Below are 17,703 nucleotides of genomic sequence, written 5' to 3'. Positions count from 1 at the left end.
GGCCGAGGTCGTCGGGCGCGGGTCGCCCGGCGGCCTCAGCGGAAGATGATGGTGCGCGCGCCGTCGAGCAGCACGCGGTCCTCCGCGAACCACTTGACGGCCTGCGTGAGGGTGCGGCTCTCCTCGTCCTGCCCGATCGCGACGAGCTCCGCCGGGGTGCGGGTGTGGTCGACCCGCACGATGTTCTGCTCGATGATGGGCCCCTCGTCGAGGTCGCTCGTCACGAAGTGGGCGGTCGCGCCGATGATCTTCACGCCGCGCGCGTGGGCCTGCTTGTAGGGGTTCGCCCCCTTGAACCCGGGCAGGAACGAGTGGTGGATGTTGATGACCCGGCCCGCGAGCGACTCGCACAGCTCGGGCGACAGGATCTGCATGTAGCGGGCGAGCACCACGAGCTCGATGTCGTGCTCCTCGACCACCTCCAGCACGCGCTCCTCGAAGGCGAGCTTCTGGCCGGGCGACGTCACCGCGTGCGACTCGAACGGCACCCCGTAGAACGCGGCGAGCTCGCCGAGGTCCGGGTGGTTCGAGAGCACGAGCGGGATGTCGACGCCGAGCTGCCCCGCGCGCTGCCGGAACAGCAGGTCGTTGAGGCAGTGCCCCGCCTTCGAGACGAGCACGAGGGTGCGCAGCGGCCGGCCGACCACATCCAGCTGCCACGTCATCCCGTAGCGCTCGGTGACGGGTTCGAGGGCGGCCTCGAACTGCTCGCGCGTCGCGGCCGACTCGACCTGCAGGCGCATGAAGAAGGTGCCCGTGTCGGCGCTCGAGAACTGCTGCGACTCGGTGATGTTGCCCGCGGCCTCGACGATGGCGCCCGAGATGGCGTGCACGATGCCGGGCCTGTCCTCGCAGATGAGGGTGAGGATCCAATGGGTCGCGGTCATAGGCACCCAGCGTAGAGCGCTCGGCCGCCCCGACCGCGCGCATCCGGTCGACCGGTTCGCGGCTAGGCTCGTTCGGTGAGTACGAACGACGGCAACGGCTTCCCCTTCTTCAAGCTGCTCGTGCTCACCGGGGCGATCTTCGCCTCCGTCTCGAGCGAGTTCCTGCCGACCGGTCTGCTGCCCGAGATGGCCGCCGAGCTGCGGGTGTCGGAGTCGCAGATCGGCCTGCTCGTGACGGTCTTCGCGGGCACCGTCGTCGTCTCGACCGCCCCGCTCACGGTGCTCACCCGCCGCTACTCGCGCAAGTGGCTCATGGTGCTGCTGCTCGGCATCTTCGCCCTCACCAACGTGCTGTGCGCGATCGCGCCCACGTATTGGTTCCTGCTGGCCGCGCGCATCCTGGGCGGTCTCGCCCACGGCCTGTTCTGGGCCGTCACGGGGCCCTACGCGGCGCGCCTCGTGCCGAAGCACCAGCTCGCGCGCGCGATCTCCGTCACCAACGCGGGCGGCACCCTCGCCTTCATCCTGGGTGTGCCGCTCGGCACCTTCCTCGGCCACGCGCTCGGCTGGCGCTTCGCCTTCGCGGCGATGGCGGCCGTCGTGCTCGTGTTCATGGTGTTCGTGATCGTGTACCTGCCGCCCGTGTCGCACCTCGTGCCGCTCGCGACGGGCGAGATCCCGCTCCCCGCACACAAGGACCGCTCGCTGCCCGCCGTGCTCATCGTGTGCGTCACGGTCGTGCTCGTCATCACGGGGCACAACGTCTTCTACACCTACATCGCGCCGTGGGCGATCCAGGTGGGCGGGGTCGACGAGGCGTGGGTCTCGGGGCTGCTGTTCGCCTACGGGGCGGCCGGCGCGATCGGCCTCGCGCTCGGCGGCGCGTTCGGCGATCGCTACCCGCGCGGATCGGTGAACCTCGCGCTCGTCGGCGTCGCGCTCAGCGTGCTGGGGCTCGGCGCCTTCGGCACGGATGCCGTGCCGATCGTGATCGGCATGGTGCTGTGGAGCGTGTTCTTCGGCGGCGTGCCCGCCCTCATGCACTCGCGCGTGCTGCACTCGGCCTCGGAGCGCATCCGCGACCTCGCCGCGGCGTGGCTCACGACCGCGTTCAACCTCGCGATCGGCGGGGGCGCGCTGCTCGGCGGGGCGCTGCTCGACGGACTCGGGATCGCGGTGCTGCCGTGGTTCGCGGCGGCGATCATCGCGGCCGGGCTCGTCTTCGTGCTCGCGACCGACCGCACGCGCATCGCCCTGCACCGCTGAGCGCGGGGCTCAGGAGGGCGTCTGCCCCTGCTCGGCGGCGGCGAACCAGCCCACCCAGCCGTCGGCGTAGGGGATCACCTGGTAGTCGCCGCAGTGCAGGGCGTCCTCGAGCAGCGAGCCGTCATCCTTCTGGAGGGCCTCGGAGGGCACCCAGTCGGGCGTCTCGAACGGCATCGTGGTGCGGTCGCCGGGCTCGCAGTCGACGGGGTCGCTCGGCGAGTCGATGCGGATGATCGACTGCGTCTCGTCCTCGGTGGCGTAGTTGTGCAGCCCGGTCGCGTCGTCGGGGATCCACGCGGGGATCTCGACGCCGACCCAGCCGTCCGCGGCGGCGGCGTAGTCGGGGAACGACTCCTCGTGCACGTGCGTGAGACCGTTGACGAGCTGGGCGCAGCCCGTGAGGCTCACGGCGAGCAGCAGGACGGCGGCGCCGCCCACGATCGGGGTGAGCAGTTGGGCCGTGGTGGGGAGGGTGCGGTTCGACATGCCTCCAGCACAGCCGAGCGGTGGGGTCGCGCGCGTCGGCCCGCGGTCGCGCGACCCTCATCCGCGGGGCTGATCCGGCGATCCGCCGGGGAGCGGATCGCCGGATCGGTCACCCGGTCCGCGCCGCGCTCAGGCGATGCGGCGGCGACGGGCGAGCAGCAAGGCGCCCGCGAGGGCGAGCGCGGCGGCGACACCGGCTGCCGGGAGGGGCGAGACGCCCGAGTCGGCGAGCTCGGGGGCGCCGGGGGTCACCTCGGCCTCGTCGTCGACCTCGACGGTCCAGGAGGTCACGGCGAGGGTGGTGAGGGCGAAATCCACCGAGGGGCCGGCGGGATCGCTCGACTCGAGCGAGCCGACCAGGGTCGGCGTCGCGGTCGCGAGTGCCGCTCCGGGGGCGAACGACAGCAGCTGCTGGCCGGACGCGCTCGAGGAGTAGCTCAGCCACAGGGTGCCGTCGGGGTCGTAGTCGGCGCCGAGCGGCGAACCCGACCCGATCGCGTCGACCGTGCCGGTCATCGTCGTCGGCGCGCCGGCCACGCCGTCCGAGACGATCACGACGGTCGGGGCGTAGTCGAAGAGGTTCGGGTCGAAGGGGTTGTAGAAGAGCGCGATGTCGCCCGTGAGGGGGTCGGTGGCGAGCTCGTCGGGCGTCGACTGGGTCAGGCTGCGCAGCTCGCTGATGTCGACCGTCGCGGTGAAGACGGCCGTCACCGGGTCGAGGGTGCCGATGAAGCATCCCTCGTCGCCCGAGTCCTCGTAGTCGACGTAGGTGCAGAGCACCGTCTGCAGGGTCGTGCCGTCGGCCGAGTCGAGTCCGTTGTAGTCGGGCCAGGAGGCGATCCAGCCCGGCTCGAAGGGCAGCGAGGAGTCGTCGACGGTGATCTCGGTCGAGCCGAGCACGGCGCCCGTCGTGGTGTCCCAGGTGACGAGCTGGGTCGTGAAGGTCGTGTCGACCCAGGTGGGCACGACGGCGTAGCCGGTGTCGCCGAGGATCTCGATCCCGTTCGGCTCGGTGAGGGTGAACGGGGTCGGCAGCGCCGTGAGCTGGGCGTCGGTGCGGGATGCCGTGCCGAAGCTCGTGGTGGCGGGGCCGTCGCCGTCGAAGGGCGTCGTGACGACGAGGTACACCGAGTCGGGGTCGGTCGCGGCGGATGCGGAGACGGCTCCCGCGCAGCTGAGGGCGCCGACGAGGGCGAGGGCGAGCAGGGATCGGGTGCGGCGACGCATGGGACTCCTCGGGTAAGCGGGCGCAGCCACGACATTACTGCAATCAATGCAGTAATTCGCAACCGAGATGAGGCGGCCGCGCGGAGGTCCGCATCCCGTACACTGGGCACGTCGCGACTGGCGTTCGGATGGGTCACCATCGGGGAGCGACGAACACGTGAACGGCGGCCGTACGCCTGGGCCGCTCACCCCGTACCGGGTAGTTTTTACGTGACGTGAGGAGCGCCAGTGTCCGCCGAATCCACCTTCCTGTCCCCGCTCGCCGAGGTCGACCCCGAGGTCGCCGCCGCACTCGAGGCCGAGCTCGGCCGCCAGCGGTCGACCCTCGAGATGATCGCCTCCGAGAACTTCGTGCCGCGCGCCGTGCTCGAGGCGCAGGGCTCCGTGCTCACCAACAAGTACGCCGAGGGCTACCCGGGCCGCCGCTACTACGGCGGCTGCGAGTTCGTGGACGTCGTCGAGACCCTCGCGATCGAGCGCGCCAAGGAGCTCTTCGGCGCCGCCTACGCCAACGTGCAGCCCCACTCGGGCGCCTCCGCCAACGCCGCCGTGCTCGCCGCGATCGCCCAGCCCGGCGACCGCATCCTGGGTCTCGAGCTCGCCCACGGCGGCCACCTCACCCACGGCATGAAGCTCAACTTCTCGGGCAAGCTCTACGAGGCGCACTCGTACAAGGTCGACCCCGAGACCTTCCGCGTCGACCTCGACGAGGTGCGCCGCGTCGCCCTCGAGATCCAGCCGCAGGTGATCATCGCCGGCTGGTCCGCCTACCCGCGCCAGCTCGACTTCGCCGCGTTCCGCGCCATCGCCGACGAGGTGGGCGCGAAGCTGTGGGTCGACATGGCGCACTTCGCGGGCCTCGTCGCCGCGGGCCTGCACCCCTCGCCCGTGCCCCACGCGCACGTCACGAGCTCGACCGTGCACAAGACGATCGGCGGCCCGCGCTCCGGCTTCATCCTCACCAACGACGAGGACATCGCCAAGAAGATCAACTCGAACGTCTTCCCCGGCCAGCAGGGCGGCCCGCTCATGCACGTCATCGCCGCGAAGGCGACCGCGTTCAAGCTCGCCGGCACGCCGGAGTTCCGCGACCGTCAGGAGCGCACCATCCGCGGGGCGCAGCTCCTCGCCGAGCGTCTCACGCAGCCGGATGCGAAGGCGGCGGGCATCGACGTGCTCACCGGCGGCACCGACGTGCACCTCGTGCTCGTCGACCTGCGCACCTCCGAGTTCAGCGGCAAGGAGGCGGAGGACCGCCTGCACGAGGTCGGCATCACGGTCAACAAGAACGCCGTGCCGAACGACCCGCGCCCGCCGATGGTGACCTCGGGCGTGCGCATCGGCACCCCGGCGCTCGCGACGCGCGGCTTCGGCGACGCCGAGTTCACCGAGGTGGCCGACGTCATCGCGCTCGCCCTGCAGCCGGACGCCGACATCCCGGCCCTGCGCGCCCGCGTCGCGAGCCTCGCCGAGGCCTTCCCGCTCTACGAGGGCCTCACGAGCCCCACCACCTGGTCCTGACCCCCGACTCCCCCCACCTGTCCCCGAAAGTACGTACTTTTGGGGCCCAGGAGGGGCGGGATGGCCCAAAAGTACGTACTTTCACGGAGATGACATGAGCGCACGGGTGCTGGACGGGATCGCGACGGCGAGCGCGATCAAGGGGGAGCTGACGGCGCGGGTCGCGGCGCTCGCGGAGCGCGGCGTCGTGCCGGGGCTCGGCACGCTGCTCGTGGGGGCGGATCCGGGCTCGGTGAGCTACGTCGGCGGCAAGCACCGCGACTCGGCCGAGGTCGGCATCCGCTCGATCCGCGAGGAGCTGCCGGCGGATGCGAGCGAGGCGGATGTGCGCGCGGCGATCGCGCGACTCAACGCCGACCCCGAGGTGACCGGCTACATCGTGCAGCTGCCGCTGCCGAAGGGCATCGACGAGAACGCGATGCTCGAGCTGATCGACCCCGCGAAGGACGCCGACGGTCTGCACCCCACCAACCTCGGGCGGCTCGTGTTGGGCGTCGACGGCGAACTGCACTCCCCGCTGCCGTGCACCCCCGCGGGCGTCGTCGAGCTGCTGCGCCGCCACGAGGTGCCGATCGCCGGGAAGCACGTCACGATCATCGGCCGCGGCCTCACGGTGGGCCGCCCGCTCGGCCTCGTCTTCACCCGCAAGGGCGTCGACGCGACCGTCACGCTCACCCACTCGCGCACGCCCGACATCGCCGCCGAGGTGGCGCGGGCCGACATCGTGGTGGCCGCCGTCGGCGTGCCGCACTTCGTGAAGCCCGAGTGGGTGAAGCCCGGCGCCGCGGTGCTCGACGTGGGCGTCACGCGCGTCGGCACCACCGAGTCCGGGCGTGCCAAGCTCGCGGGCGACGTGCATCCCGACGTCGCCGAGGTGGCGGGATGGCTCTCGCCGAACCCCGGCGGCGTCGGGCCCATGACGCGCGCGATGCTCATCGCGAACGTCGTCGAGGCCGCGGAGCGCGCGCTGGGTTAGCGCTGCGGCGCGAGGGCGAAACGGATCTCGCCCTCCGGGGTGACGACCGCGTCGAGCGTCATCTCCTCGAGCACCCGGGCGACGGGCGCGTCCATGAAGACGCGTGCCCCCGCCTGCTCGACGACGACCTCGCTCGGCGCGGGCGCATCCGCGATGGCGACGTCGAAGCGGTCGGCGCCCTGCTGGATGCGCAACCCCGCGGTGTCGACCTCGCTCGCGCGTGCGACGAGGTCGGAGACCACGGTTCCGGCGTTCTCGGTGAGGGTGAGCATTGCGGTTCCCCTTTCCCTTGGGTTTCGGAGTCGGCCACGATTCCGAGATTCCGGGGATGCCGCAACCCCGCCCGCGGCGATTCGCGCGCATACGGAGGCAACTGCCAGGGTCCTCGAAAGTACGTGCTTTTGGGTCTGGGCGCGGCGTGTCGCGCCCAAAAGTACGTACTTTCGGGGACTCAGCTCTCTCGGCGCGCGCCCGCGGAGGGGGTCACCGTGAAGGTGACCGGCTGGGCGAAGCCGTGCTCGGCGAAGGCGCCGTCGACCGCCACCTGCAGGCGCGAGACGAGGTCGCGGTGCACGAGCGCGATCGCCGAGCCGCCGAAGCCGCCGCCCGTCATCCGGGCGCCGATCGCGCCGTTCTCCTGCGCCGTCTCGACGGCGAGGTCGAGCTCCGGCACCGAGATCTCGAAGTCGTCGCGCATCGAGCGGTGCGAGGCGTCGAGCAGCTCGCCGATCGCGGTCGGACCCTCGGATGCCAGGGTCGCCACGGTGTCGAGCACGCGCTGGTTCTCGGTCACCACGTGCCGCACCCGGCGGAAGGTGACGTCGTCGAGCAGCTGCTGCGCGCGCGGCAGGTCGTCGACGGTCACGTCGCGCAGCGAGGCGACGCCGAGCGCGGCGGCCCCCGCCTCGCACGAGGCGCGCCGCTCGCGGTAGCCGCCGCTCGCGTGCTGGTGCTCGACCTGGGTGTCGATCACGAGGATGGCGAGGTCGTTCTCGGCGAGCCCCAGGTCGACGGCCTCGGCCTCCTCGCTGCGGCAGTCGATGAACACGGCGGCGTCGTCGCGGCCGAGCAGCGACGCCATCTGGTCCATGATCCCGGTGGGGGCGCCCACGAAGTCGTTCTCGGCCTTCCGGCCCACGCGCGCGAGCTCGACGCGCGTCAGGTCGAGCCGCCACAGCTCGGCGAGGGCGATCGCGACGGCGCCCTCGATCGCGGCCGAGGAGGACAGCCCCGCGCCGACCGGCACGTCCGACTCGAGCATGATGTCGACGCCCGGTACGGCCGCCAGGTCGGCGTGCCCGAGCTGTCCGAGCGCCCACGCGACGCCCAGGGGGTAGGCGGCCCAGCCGTCCACGGCCTCCGGGCTGAGCTCGGCGATGTCGATCTCGGCCACCTCGTCCGAGAAGGTCGAGCCGACCCGGATGCGGGTGTCGTCGCGCACGCCGACCGCGGCGAAGGTGCGCCGGTCGATGCCGAACGGCAGCACGAAGCCCTCGTTGTAGTCGGTGTGCTCGCCGATCAGGTTGGCGCGGCCGGGGGAGGACCAGACGCCGATCGGCGTCGTGCCGTAGGCCGCCTCGAACTCCTGCCGCACGAGGTCGCGCAGATCCTGGCTCATCCCTGTGCCACCGCCTCCCGCAGCCGGGCGGCCGCATCCTCCGGAACGATATCCGCCACCCAGGCGCCCATGGCGGCCTCCGAGCCGGCGAGGAACTTGAGGCGGTCCGCCCCCCGGCGCGGCGAGGTGAGCTGCAGCATGAGCCGCACCTCGTCGCGGCCCTCGCGCACGGGGGCCTGGTGCCACGCCGCGATGTAGGGCGTGGGGGTGTCGTAGAGCGCGTCGACGCCCTGCAGCAGGCGCTTGAAGACGACGGCGAGCTCGGCCCGCTCCGCCTCGTCGAGGGCGTCGATGTCGGGCACCTGGCGGTGCGGCAGCAGGTGCAGCTCGATCGGCCAGCGCGCCGCGAAGGGCACGAACGCGGTCCAGTGCTCGCCCGCGAGCACGACGCGCGGGCCCGCCTGCTCGCGCTCGAGGATGCGCGCGAAGAGGTCGGGGCCGAGCTCGCGGATCGCGTCGAGCGTCGAGCGGGTGCGCGGCGTGACGAAGGGGTAGGCGTAGATCTGGCCGTGCGGGTGCCCGAGCGTCACGCCGATCGCCTCGCCGCGGTTCTCGAAGGGGAACACCTGCGCGACGCCGGGCAGCGCCGAGAGCTCGCGCGTGCGATCCGCCCAGGCCTCGATGACGGTGCGGATGCGCGTGACGCTCTGGGTGCCGAGCGAGCCGGTCGACTCGGGGCTGAAGCACACCACCTCGCAGCGGCCGACGGAGGGGGAGGTGCGGTCGAAGCCGCGGCCCGCCGGGGCGAGCGGGCCGTCCGTGTCGGGGCCGAAGGAGGGCGACTTGTTCTCGAAGACGACGACGTCGTAGAGGTCGGGGATCTCGGAGGGGTTCTCGGGGGTCTGCGGCGCGAGCGGGTCGAGGTGCGCGGGCGGCAGGAAGACCCGGTTGTTGCGGCCGGAGGCGACGGAGATCCAGTCGCCCGTGAGCACGTCCTGCCGCATGGTGGCGGTGGCGGGACGCGGGTCGAGCCGCCGCTCGTCGAGGCGCCGCTCGGCGGGCAGCGTCGAGCCCGCGTCGTCGAAGTAGATGAGCTCGCGTCCGTCGGCCATGCGGGCGGTGCGGCGGGTGACCCCGGTCATGTGCTTACGATAACGTAAGCGAGTCTTGCCAAATCGAAGGGATCCGTAAGTGACGGATGCGTCGCTCCCCGCCGAGCTGCGCCGCGCCCGCATCGCCGAGCGCGTGCGCGAGGACGGCGTGCTGCGGGTCGCCGAGGCGGCCACCGCGTTCGGGGTGAGCGAGGTGACGATCCGCGCCGACCTCGTGCAGCTCGAGGCCGCCGGGCTCGTGCGACGCGTGCACGGCTCGGCGCTGCCCGTGCCGGGCGGCCCCCGGGAGGAGCCGGTCGAGCGCGTCTCGGGCCGCGACGCCGCCACCAAGCGCGCGATCGGCCGCCGCGCCGCCTCGCTCGTCGAGGGCGGTACGAGCGTGCTGCTCGACGTCGGCTCCACGACCCTCGCCGTCGCCCACGCGCTCGTCGACCGCGCCGAGCGCGGTGACCTCGACGAGCTCGTCGTCGTCACCAACGGCCTCACGATCGCCCTCGCCCTCGAGGCGGCCGTCCCGCGCATCACGGTCGTGCTCACGGGCGGCACCCTGCGACCCCTGCAGCACTCGCTCGTCGACCCGGGCGCCTCCGAGTCGATCGCGGGCCTGCACGTCGACCTTGCCATCCTCGGCTGCAACGGCCTCGACGCCGACGGTCGCATCACCAACCTCAACCTCGCCGAGGCCGAGGTCAAGCGCGCCATGATCGCCGCATCCGCCGCCCAGCTCGTGGTCGCGGATGTCGGCAAGCTCGGCGCCCGGCACCTGGGGCTCGTGGGGGTGGCGGGGCCCGCGACGACGCTCGTGACCGCCGGCCCCTGGACGGATGCCGCCGCCTCGACCGCCGCCTCCCTCGCCTCCCTCGGCGCGCGCGTCATCCGCGCCGACGCTCGCTAGGCTCGTGCCCGTGCCATCCCCCCTCGGCGAGCTCATCGAGCTGCGCACCGGGCGCTCGAGCGCCCAGGTCGCGACCCTCGCGGCCGCCCTCCTCCACCTCGTGGTCGACGGCGTCGAGCTCGCCGAGCGCACCCCGCCCACGCGCATCCCCTCGCACGGGCACGGCATCGTGCTCGCCCCCTGGCCGAACCGCGTGCGCGACGCGCGCTGGAGCCACGACGGCGTGATCCGGCAGCTCGACATCACCGACCCGAGCCGCGGCAACGCCATCCACGGGCTGCTGCGCAACACGGCCTACCGGGTGCGCGAGCGCACGGATGCCGCGGTCACCCTGGGCGCGGTGATCCACCCCCAGCACGGCTGGCCCTTCCTGCTCGACACCCGGGTGCGGTACGCGCTCGCCGACGACGGCCTGACCGTGACGCACGGCGTTCGCAACCTCGGAACCGCGCCCGCCCCGTGGGCGGTCGGCACGCACCCCTATCTGCGCGTCGGCGCTGCCCCCGTCGAAGAGCTCACGCTCGAGGTGCGCGGCGGCCACCACCTGGAACTCGACGAGCGCCTCGTGCCCGTCGCGGTGCGCGAGGTGGAGCCGGGCTCCGGGCTCGACCTGTCGACCCCGCGCGCGCTCGGCGGTCTCGACCTCAACGTCGCCTACCAGGACGTCGCGACCGGCCCCGAGGGCGCCGCCGTGCTCACCTCACCGGATGGCACGCGCGCCGTGCTCTGGCAGGATGCGCCGTTCCGCTGGCTGCAGGTGTTCACCCCGCGCGACTTCCCGCACGTGGCGGACGACGCATCCGAGACCCCGGCGCTCGCCGTCGCGCTCGAGCCGATGACGGCCGCACCGGACGCCCTCAACTCGGGCGAGGGGCTCGCGTGGCTCGAGCCCGCACAGGACTGGCAGGCGTCGTGGGGCGTCCGCCTGGAGAGGAACGAATGAGCACCATCACGGGAGTCGGCGAGCGCTTCGAGCTGCGCGCGGGCGACACGGTCGCCGAGGTGGGCACGGTCGCCGCCGTGCTGACCGCGCTGCGCGTCGGCGGGGTCGACCTGACCGAGCCGCTGCCGGTCGAGACCGCGCCGCCGCCGTTCTGCTCCGGCATCGCGCTCGCCCCGTGGCCGAACCGGGTGCGCGCCGGGCGCTGGGTGCTCGACGGCGCCGTGCAGCAGCTCGACATCACCGAGCCGGCCCGCGGCGGTGCCCTGCACGGGCTGCTCGAGTTCACCGAGTACGAGGTGCGCGAGCGCACGGATGCCGCGATCACGCTGGGGGCCGTGATCCACCCCCAGCACGGCTGGCCGTTCCTCGTCGACACCTGGATCCGCTACGAGGTCGTGGAGGGCGGGCTCGTCGCCACCCACGGCGCCCGCAACCTCTCGGAGCGCCCCGCGCCGTACGCGACGGGCACGCATCCCTACCCCCGCATCGGCGCCTACGACGTGGCCGAGCTCGTGCTCACGGTGCCCGCCGACGAGTACCTCGAGGTCGACGAGGTGCTCGACCCGATCGCGTGGCATCCGGTCTCGGGCGGCACCGACCTGCGCGGTGGCGTGCCGGTCGGCGAGCTCGCGCTCGACACGGCGTTCCGGTCGCTCACCCCCGCGGACGGCGTGACGGCGACGCTGACGGCGCCCGACGGTTCGCGGCTCGAGGTGTGGCAGGACGCCGACTGGCGCTACCTGCAGGTGTTCACGACGCCCCTCTTCCCGAAGGCGCACGGCCTCGGCACGGCGGTCGCGATCGAGCCGATGACGGCGCCGCCCGACGCCCTCAACTCGGGCGACGACCTCATCTGGCTCGCGCCCGGCGAGAGCTACGAGGGCCGCTGGGGCTTCCGCTACACCGCCGCCCGCTGATTCGGCGCCCCGCAATCCGGGCGGGCTCGGCAGAATAGGCGGGTGCATCACCCGACCCCCGCCCAGATCCGCCGCTGGCGCCGCTACCTCGCGGCCGAGCGGGCCGAGCGGGAGATCTACCGCGACCTCGCCGAGCGCCGCGAGGGCCGCGAGCGGGAGATCCTGCTCGGGCTCGCGGATGCCGAGCTGCGGCACGAGCAGCACTGGCTCGAGCTGCTCGGCGAGCACCAGCTGCCCGCCCCGCGCCCCGACCTGCGCACGCGGCTGCTCGGCTTCCTCGCGAAGCGTCTCGGCTTCCTGTTCGTGCTCGCCCTCGCCCAGCGCGCCGAGGGTCGCTCGCCCTACGACGACGACTCCGACGCGACCGAGCGGATGGCGGCCGACGAGCGCATCCACGGCGAGGTGCTGCGCGGTCTCGCCGCCCGGGGGCGCACGCAGCTCTCCGGCAGCTTCCGCGCCGCCGTGTTCGGGGCGAACGACGGCCTCGTCTCGAACCTCGCCCTCGTGCTCGGCATCGGCGCGACGGGTGCGAGCCCCCAGGTGGTGCTGTTCACGGGCTTCGCGGGCCTGCTCGCGGGCGCCCTCTCGATGGGCGCCGGGGAGTACGTGTCGGTCAAGTCGCAGCGCGAGCTGCTCGCGGCATCCCGCCCCGACCCCGAGTCGCAGTCCGCCCTGCCGCACCTCGACGTCGACGCGAACGAGCTCGCCCTCGTCTACCGCGCGCGCGGCATGGGGCAGACGGATGCCGAGGAGCACGCGCGCCAGGTGCTCGCGACCCTGCACCTCGACTCGGACGCGCCGCCCGAGGAGCTCGACCCCGACGAGGCGGTCGGCTCGCCCTGGAAGGCCGCCATCTCGAGTTTCCTGTTCTTCGCATCCGGCGCCTTCATCCCCGTGGTGCCGTACCTGTTCGGCATGACGGGGCTCGGCGCGGTCGCGCTCGCCGCGTCGCTCGTCGGCATCGCACTGCTCGGCACGGGCGCCGTGGTCGGCATCCTGTCGGGCACCTCGCCGCTGCTGCGGGCGCTGCGCCAGCTCGCGATCGGTTTCGGTGCGGCGACCGCGACGTACCTGCTCGGCCTGCTCTTCGGCGCCACCGTGGGGTAGAACGGTTCCATGGACCGCGCCGATCTCGTCCGCCTGCGCAGGGCGCGCGACCGCATCGACCGCGAATACGCGGAGCCGCTCGACGTCGAGTCGCTCGCCCGCACGGCCCTCATGTCGTCGGGGCACTTCGCCCGCAGCTTCCGCGCCGCCTACGGCGAGACGCCCTACGGCTACCTCATGACGCGGCGCATCGAGCGGGCGAAGGCGCTGCTGCGGCGCGGCGACCTCTCGGTCACCGAGGTGTGCGTGGCGGTCGGCTGCACCTCGCTCGGCTCGTTCAGCGCGAGCTTCACGAGACTCGTCGGGGTACCGCCGAGCGAGTACCGCGCGGCCGCGCATCCGGATGCCGCGGAGTCGACGCTCGACGGCATCCCGTGCGTCGCGAAGAGCGTCACGCGACCGGTCAGGATTCGAGAAGCGGCGCGCGACTGAACCGCCGTAGCGTGACGGCATGACGATCAGGATCCAGCACAGCTACATCGCCTTCGACGACGCGGAGGCGGCCCTCGTCTTCTACCGCGACGTGGTGGGCTTCGAGGTCACACGGGACGTCGACATGGGCGGCGGGATGCGGTGGATCACCCTCGCGCCGGCCGGCTCCGAGGTCTCGGTCGTGCTCACGCCGGTGGGCGCGGGCGAGTCGGATGCCGACCGCGAGACGCTGGCCGACCTGCTCGCGAAGGGTGTGCTCGCCGGCCTCGTGCTGAGCACCGACGACCTCGACGGCGACTTCGAGCGCATCGCCGCATCCGGGGCCGACATCGTGCAGGAGCCGATGGACCAGCCGTGGGGCGTGCGCGACGCCGCGTTCCGCGACCCCGCGGGCAACCAGCTGCGGCTCACGCAGCGCTGAGCGATGTGCGCCCTGCAGGCGGCCGACGGCCGCTGGACCCCCGTGCCGTCACGGCGCCTCGCCGACGACGCACGTGCCGTCCCGCTCCTCGTCCCGGACGACGCGCACGACGAGCCCCCGCCCCTCGAGCAGTGACGCGGTACGCGCGGCCTGGCGGCGGCTCGTCTCGATGACGACGCGGCCGCCGGGCGCGAGCCACTCCCGGCATCCGGCCGCGATGCGGGCCTGCACCGCGTGCCCGTCGGCGCCGCCGTCGAGGGCCACCCGGTGCTCGTGGTCACGTGCCTCCGACGGCATATTCGCGATCTCGGCGGTGGGCACGTAGGGCGCGTTGGCGACGAGCACGTCGACGCGGCCGCGCAGCGCGGCGGGCAGCGCCTCGTAGAGGTCGCCCTCGAGCACGCGATCGGGCGGCAGGTTGCGCCGGGCGACGGCGACGGCGTCCGGGTCGACGTCGCTCGCCCACACCTCCGCGTCCGGGCGCGCCGTCGCGACGGCCGCCGCGATCGCCGCGACCCCGCAGCACAGCTCGACGACGACCGCGGCATCCGGCAGCGCCTCGAGCACGGCGTCGACGAGCGTCTCGCTGCGCAGCCGCGGCACGAACACGCCGGGTGCGACCGCCACCCGCAGGCCCGCGAACTCGGCCCAGCCGAGCAGCACCTCGAGCGGTTCCCCCGCCACCCGGCGCGCCACGAGCTCCTCGAGCGCGGCACCGGATGCCGCCTCGCGCAGCAGGGTCGCCTCGTCCTCCGCGAACACGCAGCCGGCGGCCCGCAGCCGGGCGACCAACGCATCCGCATCCGTCACCGGGCCACGGTACCGCCCCGCTCTCTTCCGCCGCCGCCCGCGGGCGAGGATACTGAGCCGCATCCGGGCCGCCCGGGCCCGAGAGGGGAGCACGACGAGGTGCGTTTCGAAGTGAAGGCAGACAAGGGCGGCCACTACTCGTGGTGGCTGATCGCGAGCAACGGCCAGACGGTCGCGTGGGCGGGTGAGTCGTTCGCGTCGAAGTCGAACGCGAACCGCGCGGCGGAGGCGTTCAAGGTGGGCGCCGTCGCCGCCGACTACGAGCTCTACGAGAACAAGGGCGGGCACTGGAGCTGGCGGGCCCACCGCGGCGGCCACATCGTGGCGGTGCCGGGCGAGTCGTTCGCCTCGAAGTCGAACGCCCAGCGGGCGGCCGACAACGTGCGCGACCGGGCGGGCGGCGCGACCGGCCCCGAGTGACCGGGTGCCCGGCGCGGGTGCGCCGCGCCTGAGAGGATCGGGGGGTGACCTCCACCGACCGCTACGTGCTCGCCACCGACGGCGCCTGCAAGGGCAACCCCGGCCCCGCCGGCTGGGCGTGGGTGGGGGAGGACGGCGAGTGGGCCGCCGGTTCGCTGCCGCAGGGCACCAACAACATCGGCGAGCTGCTGGGGCTGCTGAACGCCATCCGCGACCACGCGCAGGTGCGCGAGCTCGTGGTGCAGGCCGACTCGAAGTACGCGATCGACACCTACTCCTCGTGGATGGACGGCCACAAGCGCCGCGGCTGGGTCACCTCGGCCAAGAAGCCGGTCGCGAACCGCGACATCCTCGAGCAGCTCATCGCGGTGCGCGACGCCCGCCGCGCGGCGGGGCTCCCGGATGTCGTGCTCGAGCACGTGCGCGGCCACGCCGGCCACCGCCTGAACTCGTGGGCGGACGAGCGCGCCGTGCGCGCCTCGCACCACGCCGCAAAAGGCACCGCCTCCGAGTGGTCCTCGCTCGGCGGGAAGCAGGAGCGCCTCGACGTGTCGGTCGACCCGCCGCGCGGCTCGGGCGACCGCCGCTAGTCGACCGTCTCGCAGTACCGGGCGGCGGTTGGTGCCAGCCGCCGGTCGACGGTGAGCAACGGCGCAGCGAGCGCTTCGGCGAGCGCCACGTGGGTGCGGGTGGGCCCGGTGGGGCTCGAACCCACGACCCGCGGATTAAAAGTCCGATGCTCTACCGACTGAGCTACAGGCCCGATGCATCCAGGGTAGTCGCGGATGCCGCGCTCACCGCGCGAGCGCCGCATCCGCCTGCGGGGGAGAATGGGGCGATGGCCGACGACTTCCACAAGCCCACGCTGTTCGGCGGACGCGAGTTCGAGGCGTTCGAGGGCGCGGCGCCCGACCCGGCCGTCTCGCGTCGCATCGCGCACGACACGGCGCGCAGCCTCGTGGCGCGGGTGCGCGACAGCGCCGACCCCGAGGTGCTGGACCGCGTGGTCGGCTTCACCGACGAGCACGGACTCGACGCGGTCGCGGAGCTGTGGGCGCGGTCGAGCCCGCGCAGCCTGCCGGGGGCGCTCTGGCGGGTCTACCTGCTGCGCACCATGATCCGCCAGGACCCCGATGGCGTCGCGCTGCTGTTCCAGCGCGGCAGCGAGGTGCTGAGCACGATCGACCCGGTCATCGCCGGCGCCCCGAGCCCCGCGGGGCCGCAGGAGGTGCTCGAGCTCTCGGAGCGCATCCTGCGCGGCGTCTTCGACGGCGACCTCGCCGACGCCCTCGATCGGGCGGCCGCCTTCTGCCGCGTCGAGGCGGCGGGTGCCGCATCCGTCGCCGACGACCAGGATGCCGCATCCCCCGAGCGCTCCACCGAGCTCACGACGCGCGCATCCCGCCTCGCCACGATCGCCGACGAACTGACCACCTGCGCACGCCTCGCCCGCGACGACGCCCTCGACTGAGCCGCCGCGCCGCTCGCCCGCATCCCACTCCAGAAATGCAGGAGATCCGGCGCCGGATGCGGGCCGTCACCGCACCGGGCGGGCCGAGCCGCCCGAATCTCCTGCATTTCTGAGGCACCTGCAGGGCGGATGGTGCTCGCGTAGACTGTCCCGGCCGGGCCGCAGTAACCCCGGGCTCCAATATTCGCCGCTTCGAGCGGCCTTCCGCCGAGAGGCGTTCTGCGGCTCGGCGCCTCCCTCTCCGGCCCCGCACCCGGCCCGCGCCCGCGCCCCGCGCCGACCCGCAGCGCGGCATCCCATCTCAAGGAGTCGGGCAACCCGTCTCAAGGAGTTGATGGGGCGGATGTCGTCTGACGTGGCGGGTGCGGCGGCTGAGGCGGGCGCTTCCTTGAGATGGGATGCCCGACTCCTTGAGATGGGAACGAGCGAGGGAGAGAGCGAGCGCGGGAGCGAGCGGCAGACAGCGGCCGCAGGTCACCCGAACTTGCCGGAGACGTAGTCCTCGGTGGCCTTCACGGACGGCATCGAGAAGATCTTCGTCGTGTCGTCGTACTCGATGAGCTTGCCGGGCTTGCCGGTGCCCTCGATGTTGAAGAAGGCGGTCTTGTCGGAGACGCGCGAGGCCTGCTGCATGTTGTGGGTCACGATGACGATCGTGTACTCCTGCTTGAGCTCCTCGATGAGGTCCTCGATGGCGAGCGTCGAGATCGGGTCGAGCGCCGAGCACGGCTCGTCCATGAGGATCACCTCGGGCGACACCGCGATCGTGCGGGCGATGCAGAGGCGCTGCTGCTGGCCGCCCGAGAGGCCGGATCCCGGCTTGTCGAGGCGGTCCTTGACCTCGTTCCACAGGTTGGCCCCGCGCAGCGACTTCTCGACGAGCTCGTCGGCCTCGGGCTTCGGCATGCGGGTGTTGTTGAGCCGCACGCCCGCGAGCACGTTCTCGCGGATCGACATGGTGGGGAACGGGTTCGGCCGCTGGAACACCATGCCCACCTGCCGCCGCACGAGCACCGGGTCGACGCCCGGGCCGTAGAGGTTGTTGCCGTCGATGAGCACCTCGCCGTCGACGCGCGCGCCGGGGATCACCTCGTGCATGCGGTTGAGGGTGCGGATGAAGGTCGACTTGCCGCAGCCGGAGGGGCCGATGAAGGCGGTCACCGTGCGGGGCTCGATCGTGAGCGAGACGCCCTCGACCGCCCGGAAGGCGCCGTAGTAGACGTCGAGGTCGCGGACTTCGATGCGCTTGGACAA

General features: G+C 72.9%; 21 protein-coding genes, 1 tRNA gene and 1 riboswitch. Of the genes, 12 read left to right on the top strand and 10 right to left on the bottom strand.

The features are described 5' to 3' along the window. Positions 1 to 35: 35 nt before the first annotated feature. Positions 36 to 887, bottom strand: coding sequence for a formyltetrahydrofolate deformylase (gene purU, locus D7I47_RS03775; RefSeq protein WP_120761808.1), 852 nt, complete (start codon positions 885 to 887; stop codon positions 36 to 38). Between the two features lie 75 nt (positions 888 to 962). Between purU and D7I47_RS03770 the strand changes: the two genes are divergently transcribed. Beyond that, positions 963 to 2,153 (top strand): MFS transporter, encoded by a 1,191-nt coding sequence (locus D7I47_RS03770; protein ID WP_120761807.1) that lies wholly within the window; start codon positions 963 to 965, stop codon positions 2,151 to 2,153. Positions 2,154 to 2,162: 9 nt separating this feature from the next. Here the strand turns inward: D7I47_RS03770 and D7I47_RS03765 are convergent, their stop codons facing one another. Further along, a complete protein-coding gene (locus tag D7I47_RS03765) occupies positions 2,163 to 2,639 on the bottom strand; it encodes a hypothetical protein (RefSeq protein WP_120761806.1) in 477 nt (158 codons plus the stop codon). Positions 2,640 to 2,768: 129 nt separating this feature from the next. After that, positions 2,769 to 3,866, bottom strand: a complete 1,098-nt coding sequence (locus D7I47_RS14715) for a hypothetical protein (RefSeq protein ID WP_157981622.1) — start codon at positions 3,864 to 3,866, stop codon at positions 2,769 to 2,771. A gap of 103 nt (positions 3,867 to 3,969) precedes the next feature. Then, a riboswitch (ZMP/ZTP riboswitch) is annotated at positions 3,970 to 4,055 on the top strand. Between the two features lie 39 nt (positions 4,056 to 4,094). Here D7I47_RS14715 and glyA point away from each other — a divergent pair. Further along, the gene (gene glyA, locus D7I47_RS03755; protein WP_120761804.1) at positions 4,095 to 5,387 is read left to right on the top strand and encodes a serine hydroxymethyltransferase; all 1,293 of its coding nucleotides are present in this window, start codon (positions 4,095 to 4,097) and stop codon (positions 5,385 to 5,387) included. A gap of 94 nt (positions 5,388 to 5,481) precedes the next feature. Beyond that, positions 5,482 to 6,363: a bifunctional methylenetetrahydrofolate dehydrogenase/methenyltetrahydrofolate cyclohydrolase gene (locus D7I47_RS03750; RefSeq protein ID WP_120761803.1), complete on the top strand. Its 882-nt coding sequence runs from the start codon at positions 5,482 to 5,484 to the stop codon at positions 6,361 to 6,363. Here D7I47_RS03750 and D7I47_RS03745 read toward each other — a convergent pair. From D7I47_RS03745 to galT, 3 genes are all read right to left on the bottom strand, one after another. Continuing rightward, entirely contained in the window at positions 6,360 to 6,635 is a 276-nt protein-coding gene (locus tag D7I47_RS03745) for a Fe-S cluster assembly protein HesB (protein WP_120761802.1), read from the bottom strand. The two genes, D7I47_RS03750 and D7I47_RS03745, sit on opposite strands and share 4 nt — an antisense overlap. Positions 6,636 to 6,814: 179 nt before the next feature. Beyond that, positions 6,815 to 7,981, bottom strand: a complete 1,167-nt coding sequence (galK, locus tag D7I47_RS03740; protein WP_120761801.1) for a galactokinase — start codon at positions 7,979 to 7,981, stop codon at positions 6,815 to 6,817. Next, positions 7,978 to 9,063: a galactose-1-phosphate uridylyltransferase gene (gene galT, locus D7I47_RS03735; protein ID WP_120761800.1), complete on the bottom strand. Its 1,086-nt coding sequence runs from the start codon at positions 9,061 to 9,063 to the stop codon at positions 7,978 to 7,980. Before galT ends, galK begins: the two co-directional genes overlap by 4 nt. Before the next feature lie 49 nt (positions 9,064 to 9,112). Here galT and D7I47_RS03730 point away from each other — a divergent pair, with 49 nt between their 5' ends. From D7I47_RS03730 to D7I47_RS03705, 6 genes are read left to right on the top strand one after another with little or no spacing between them, the layout of a single operon-like run. Then, positions 9,113 to 9,928, top strand: coding sequence for a DeoR/GlpR family DNA-binding transcription regulator (locus D7I47_RS03730; protein WP_120761799.1), 816 nt, complete (start codon positions 9,113 to 9,115; stop codon positions 9,926 to 9,928). Between the two features lie 10 nt (positions 9,929 to 9,938). Next, positions 9,939 to 10,871, top strand: coding sequence for an aldose 1-epimerase family protein (locus D7I47_RS03725; protein WP_157981621.1), 933 nt, complete (start codon positions 9,939 to 9,941; stop codon positions 10,869 to 10,871). Then, positions 10,868 to 11,788, top strand: coding sequence for an aldose 1-epimerase family protein (locus D7I47_RS03720; protein WP_120761797.1), 921 nt, complete (start codon positions 10,868 to 10,870; stop codon positions 11,786 to 11,788). Before D7I47_RS03725 ends, D7I47_RS03720 begins: the two co-directional genes overlap by 4 nt. A gap of 42 nt (positions 11,789 to 11,830) precedes the next feature. Next, complete coding sequence (locus D7I47_RS03715; protein ID WP_120761796.1) at positions 11,831 to 12,895, top strand: VIT1/CCC1 transporter family protein; 1,065 nt, start codon at positions 11,831 to 11,833, stop codon at positions 12,893 to 12,895. A 9-nt stretch (positions 12,896 to 12,904) separates the two neighbouring features. Beyond that, the gene (locus D7I47_RS03710) at positions 12,905 to 13,327 is read left to right on the top strand and encodes a helix-turn-helix transcriptional regulator (RefSeq protein ID WP_120761795.1); all 423 of its coding nucleotides are present in this window, start codon (positions 12,905 to 12,907) and stop codon (positions 13,325 to 13,327) included. A 19-nt stretch (positions 13,328 to 13,346) separates the two neighbouring features. Beyond that, positions 13,347 to 13,748, top strand: coding sequence for a VOC family protein (locus D7I47_RS03705; RefSeq protein WP_120761794.1), 402 nt, complete (start codon positions 13,347 to 13,349; stop codon positions 13,746 to 13,748). A 48-nt stretch (positions 13,749 to 13,796) separates the two neighbouring features. On the opposite strand, the gene D7I47_RS03700 is transcribed toward D7I47_RS03705, so the two are convergent. Beyond that, entirely contained in the window at positions 13,797 to 14,558 is a 762-nt protein-coding gene (locus D7I47_RS03700; protein ID WP_120761793.1) for a putative protein N(5)-glutamine methyltransferase, read from the bottom strand. 111 nt (positions 14,559 to 14,669) lie between these two features. Between D7I47_RS03700 and D7I47_RS03695 the strand changes: the two genes are divergently transcribed. Both D7I47_RS03695 and D7I47_RS03690 read left to right on the top strand, forming a co-directional pair. Continuing rightward, positions 14,670 to 14,978 (top strand): DUF1508 domain-containing protein, encoded by a 309-nt coding sequence (locus D7I47_RS03695; protein ID WP_227000825.1) that lies wholly within the window; start codon positions 14,670 to 14,672, stop codon positions 14,976 to 14,978. A gap of 44 nt (positions 14,979 to 15,022) precedes the next feature. Beyond that, positions 15,023 to 15,568 (top strand): ribonuclease H family protein, encoded by a 546-nt coding sequence (locus D7I47_RS03690; protein WP_120761791.1) that lies wholly within the window; start codon positions 15,023 to 15,025, stop codon positions 15,566 to 15,568. On the opposite strand, the gene D7I47_RS15165 is transcribed toward D7I47_RS03690, so the two are convergent. Beyond that, positions 15,565 to 15,693, bottom strand: a complete 129-nt coding sequence (locus D7I47_RS15165; RefSeq protein ID WP_264371281.1) for a hypothetical protein — start codon at positions 15,691 to 15,693, stop codon at positions 15,565 to 15,567. The genes D7I47_RS03690 and D7I47_RS15165 overlap by 4 nt on opposite strands. Further along, positions 15,669 to 15,741: transfer RNA gene (locus D7I47_RS03685), tRNA-Lys, on the bottom strand. Before D7I47_RS03685 ends, D7I47_RS15165 begins: the two co-directional genes overlap by 25 nt. A 75-nt stretch (positions 15,742 to 15,816) precedes the next feature. Between D7I47_RS03685 and D7I47_RS03680 the strand changes: the two genes are divergently transcribed. Further along, positions 15,817 to 16,449, top strand: a complete 633-nt coding sequence (locus tag D7I47_RS03680) for a DNA-directed RNA polymerase subunit beta (RefSeq protein ID WP_120761790.1) — start codon at positions 15,817 to 15,819, stop codon at positions 16,447 to 16,449. 474 nt (positions 16,450 to 16,923) lie between these two features. On the opposite strand, the gene pstB is transcribed toward D7I47_RS03680, so the two are convergent. Beyond that, positions 16,924 to 17,703 (bottom strand): phosphate ABC transporter ATP-binding protein PstB, encoded by a 780-nt coding sequence (gene pstB, locus D7I47_RS03675; protein ID WP_120761789.1) that lies wholly within the window; start codon positions 17,701 to 17,703, stop codon positions 16,924 to 16,926.

The sequence above is a fragment of the Protaetiibacter intestinalis genome (assembly GCF_003627075.1).
Taxonomy (GTDB): Bacteria; Actinomycetota; Actinomycetes; order Actinomycetales; family Microbacteriaceae; genus Homoserinibacter; species Homoserinibacter intestinalis.
This window is presented reverse-complemented; position numbering and strand designations above follow the sequence as displayed.

Coding starts and splice junctions, on each gene's coding strand:
- D7I47_RS03705 (WP_120761794.1), top strand. CDS start 13,347: ATGACGATCAGGATCCAGCACAGCTACATCGCCTTCGACGACGCGGAG.
- D7I47_RS03745 (WP_120761802.1), bottom strand. CDS start 6,635: ATGCTCACCCTCACCGAGAACGCCGGAACCGTGGTCTCCGACCTCGTC.
- D7I47_RS03680 (WP_120761790.1), top strand. CDS start 15,817: ATGGCCGACGACTTCCACAAGCCCACGCTGTTCGGCGGACGCGAGTTC.
- D7I47_RS03765 (WP_120761806.1), bottom strand. CDS start 2,639: ATGTCGAACCGCACCCTCCCCACCACGGCCCAACTGCTCACCCCGATC.
- D7I47_RS03720 (WP_120761797.1), top strand. CDS start 10,868: ATGAGCACCATCACGGGAGTCGGCGAGCGCTTCGAGCTGCGCGCGGGC.
- D7I47_RS03710 (WP_120761795.1), top strand. CDS start 12,905: ATGGACCGCGCCGATCTCGTCCGCCTGCGCAGGGCGCGCGACCGCATC.
- D7I47_RS14715 (WP_157981622.1), bottom strand. CDS start 3,866: ATGCGTCGCCGCACCCGATCCCTGCTCGCCCTCGCCCTCGTCGGCGCC.
- galT (WP_120761800.1), bottom strand. CDS start 9,063: ATGACCGGGGTCACCCGCCGCACCGCCCGCATGGCCGACGGACGCGAG.
- D7I47_RS03750 (WP_120761803.1), top strand. CDS start 5,482: ATGAGCGCACGGGTGCTGGACGGGATCGCGACGGCGAGCGCGATCAAG.
- purU (WP_120761808.1), bottom strand. CDS start 887: ATGACCGCGACCCATTGGATCCTCACCCTCATCTGCGAGGACAGGCCC.
- galK (WP_120761801.1), bottom strand. CDS start 7,981: ATGAGCCAGGATCTGCGCGACCTCGTGCGGCAGGAGTTCGAGGCGGCC.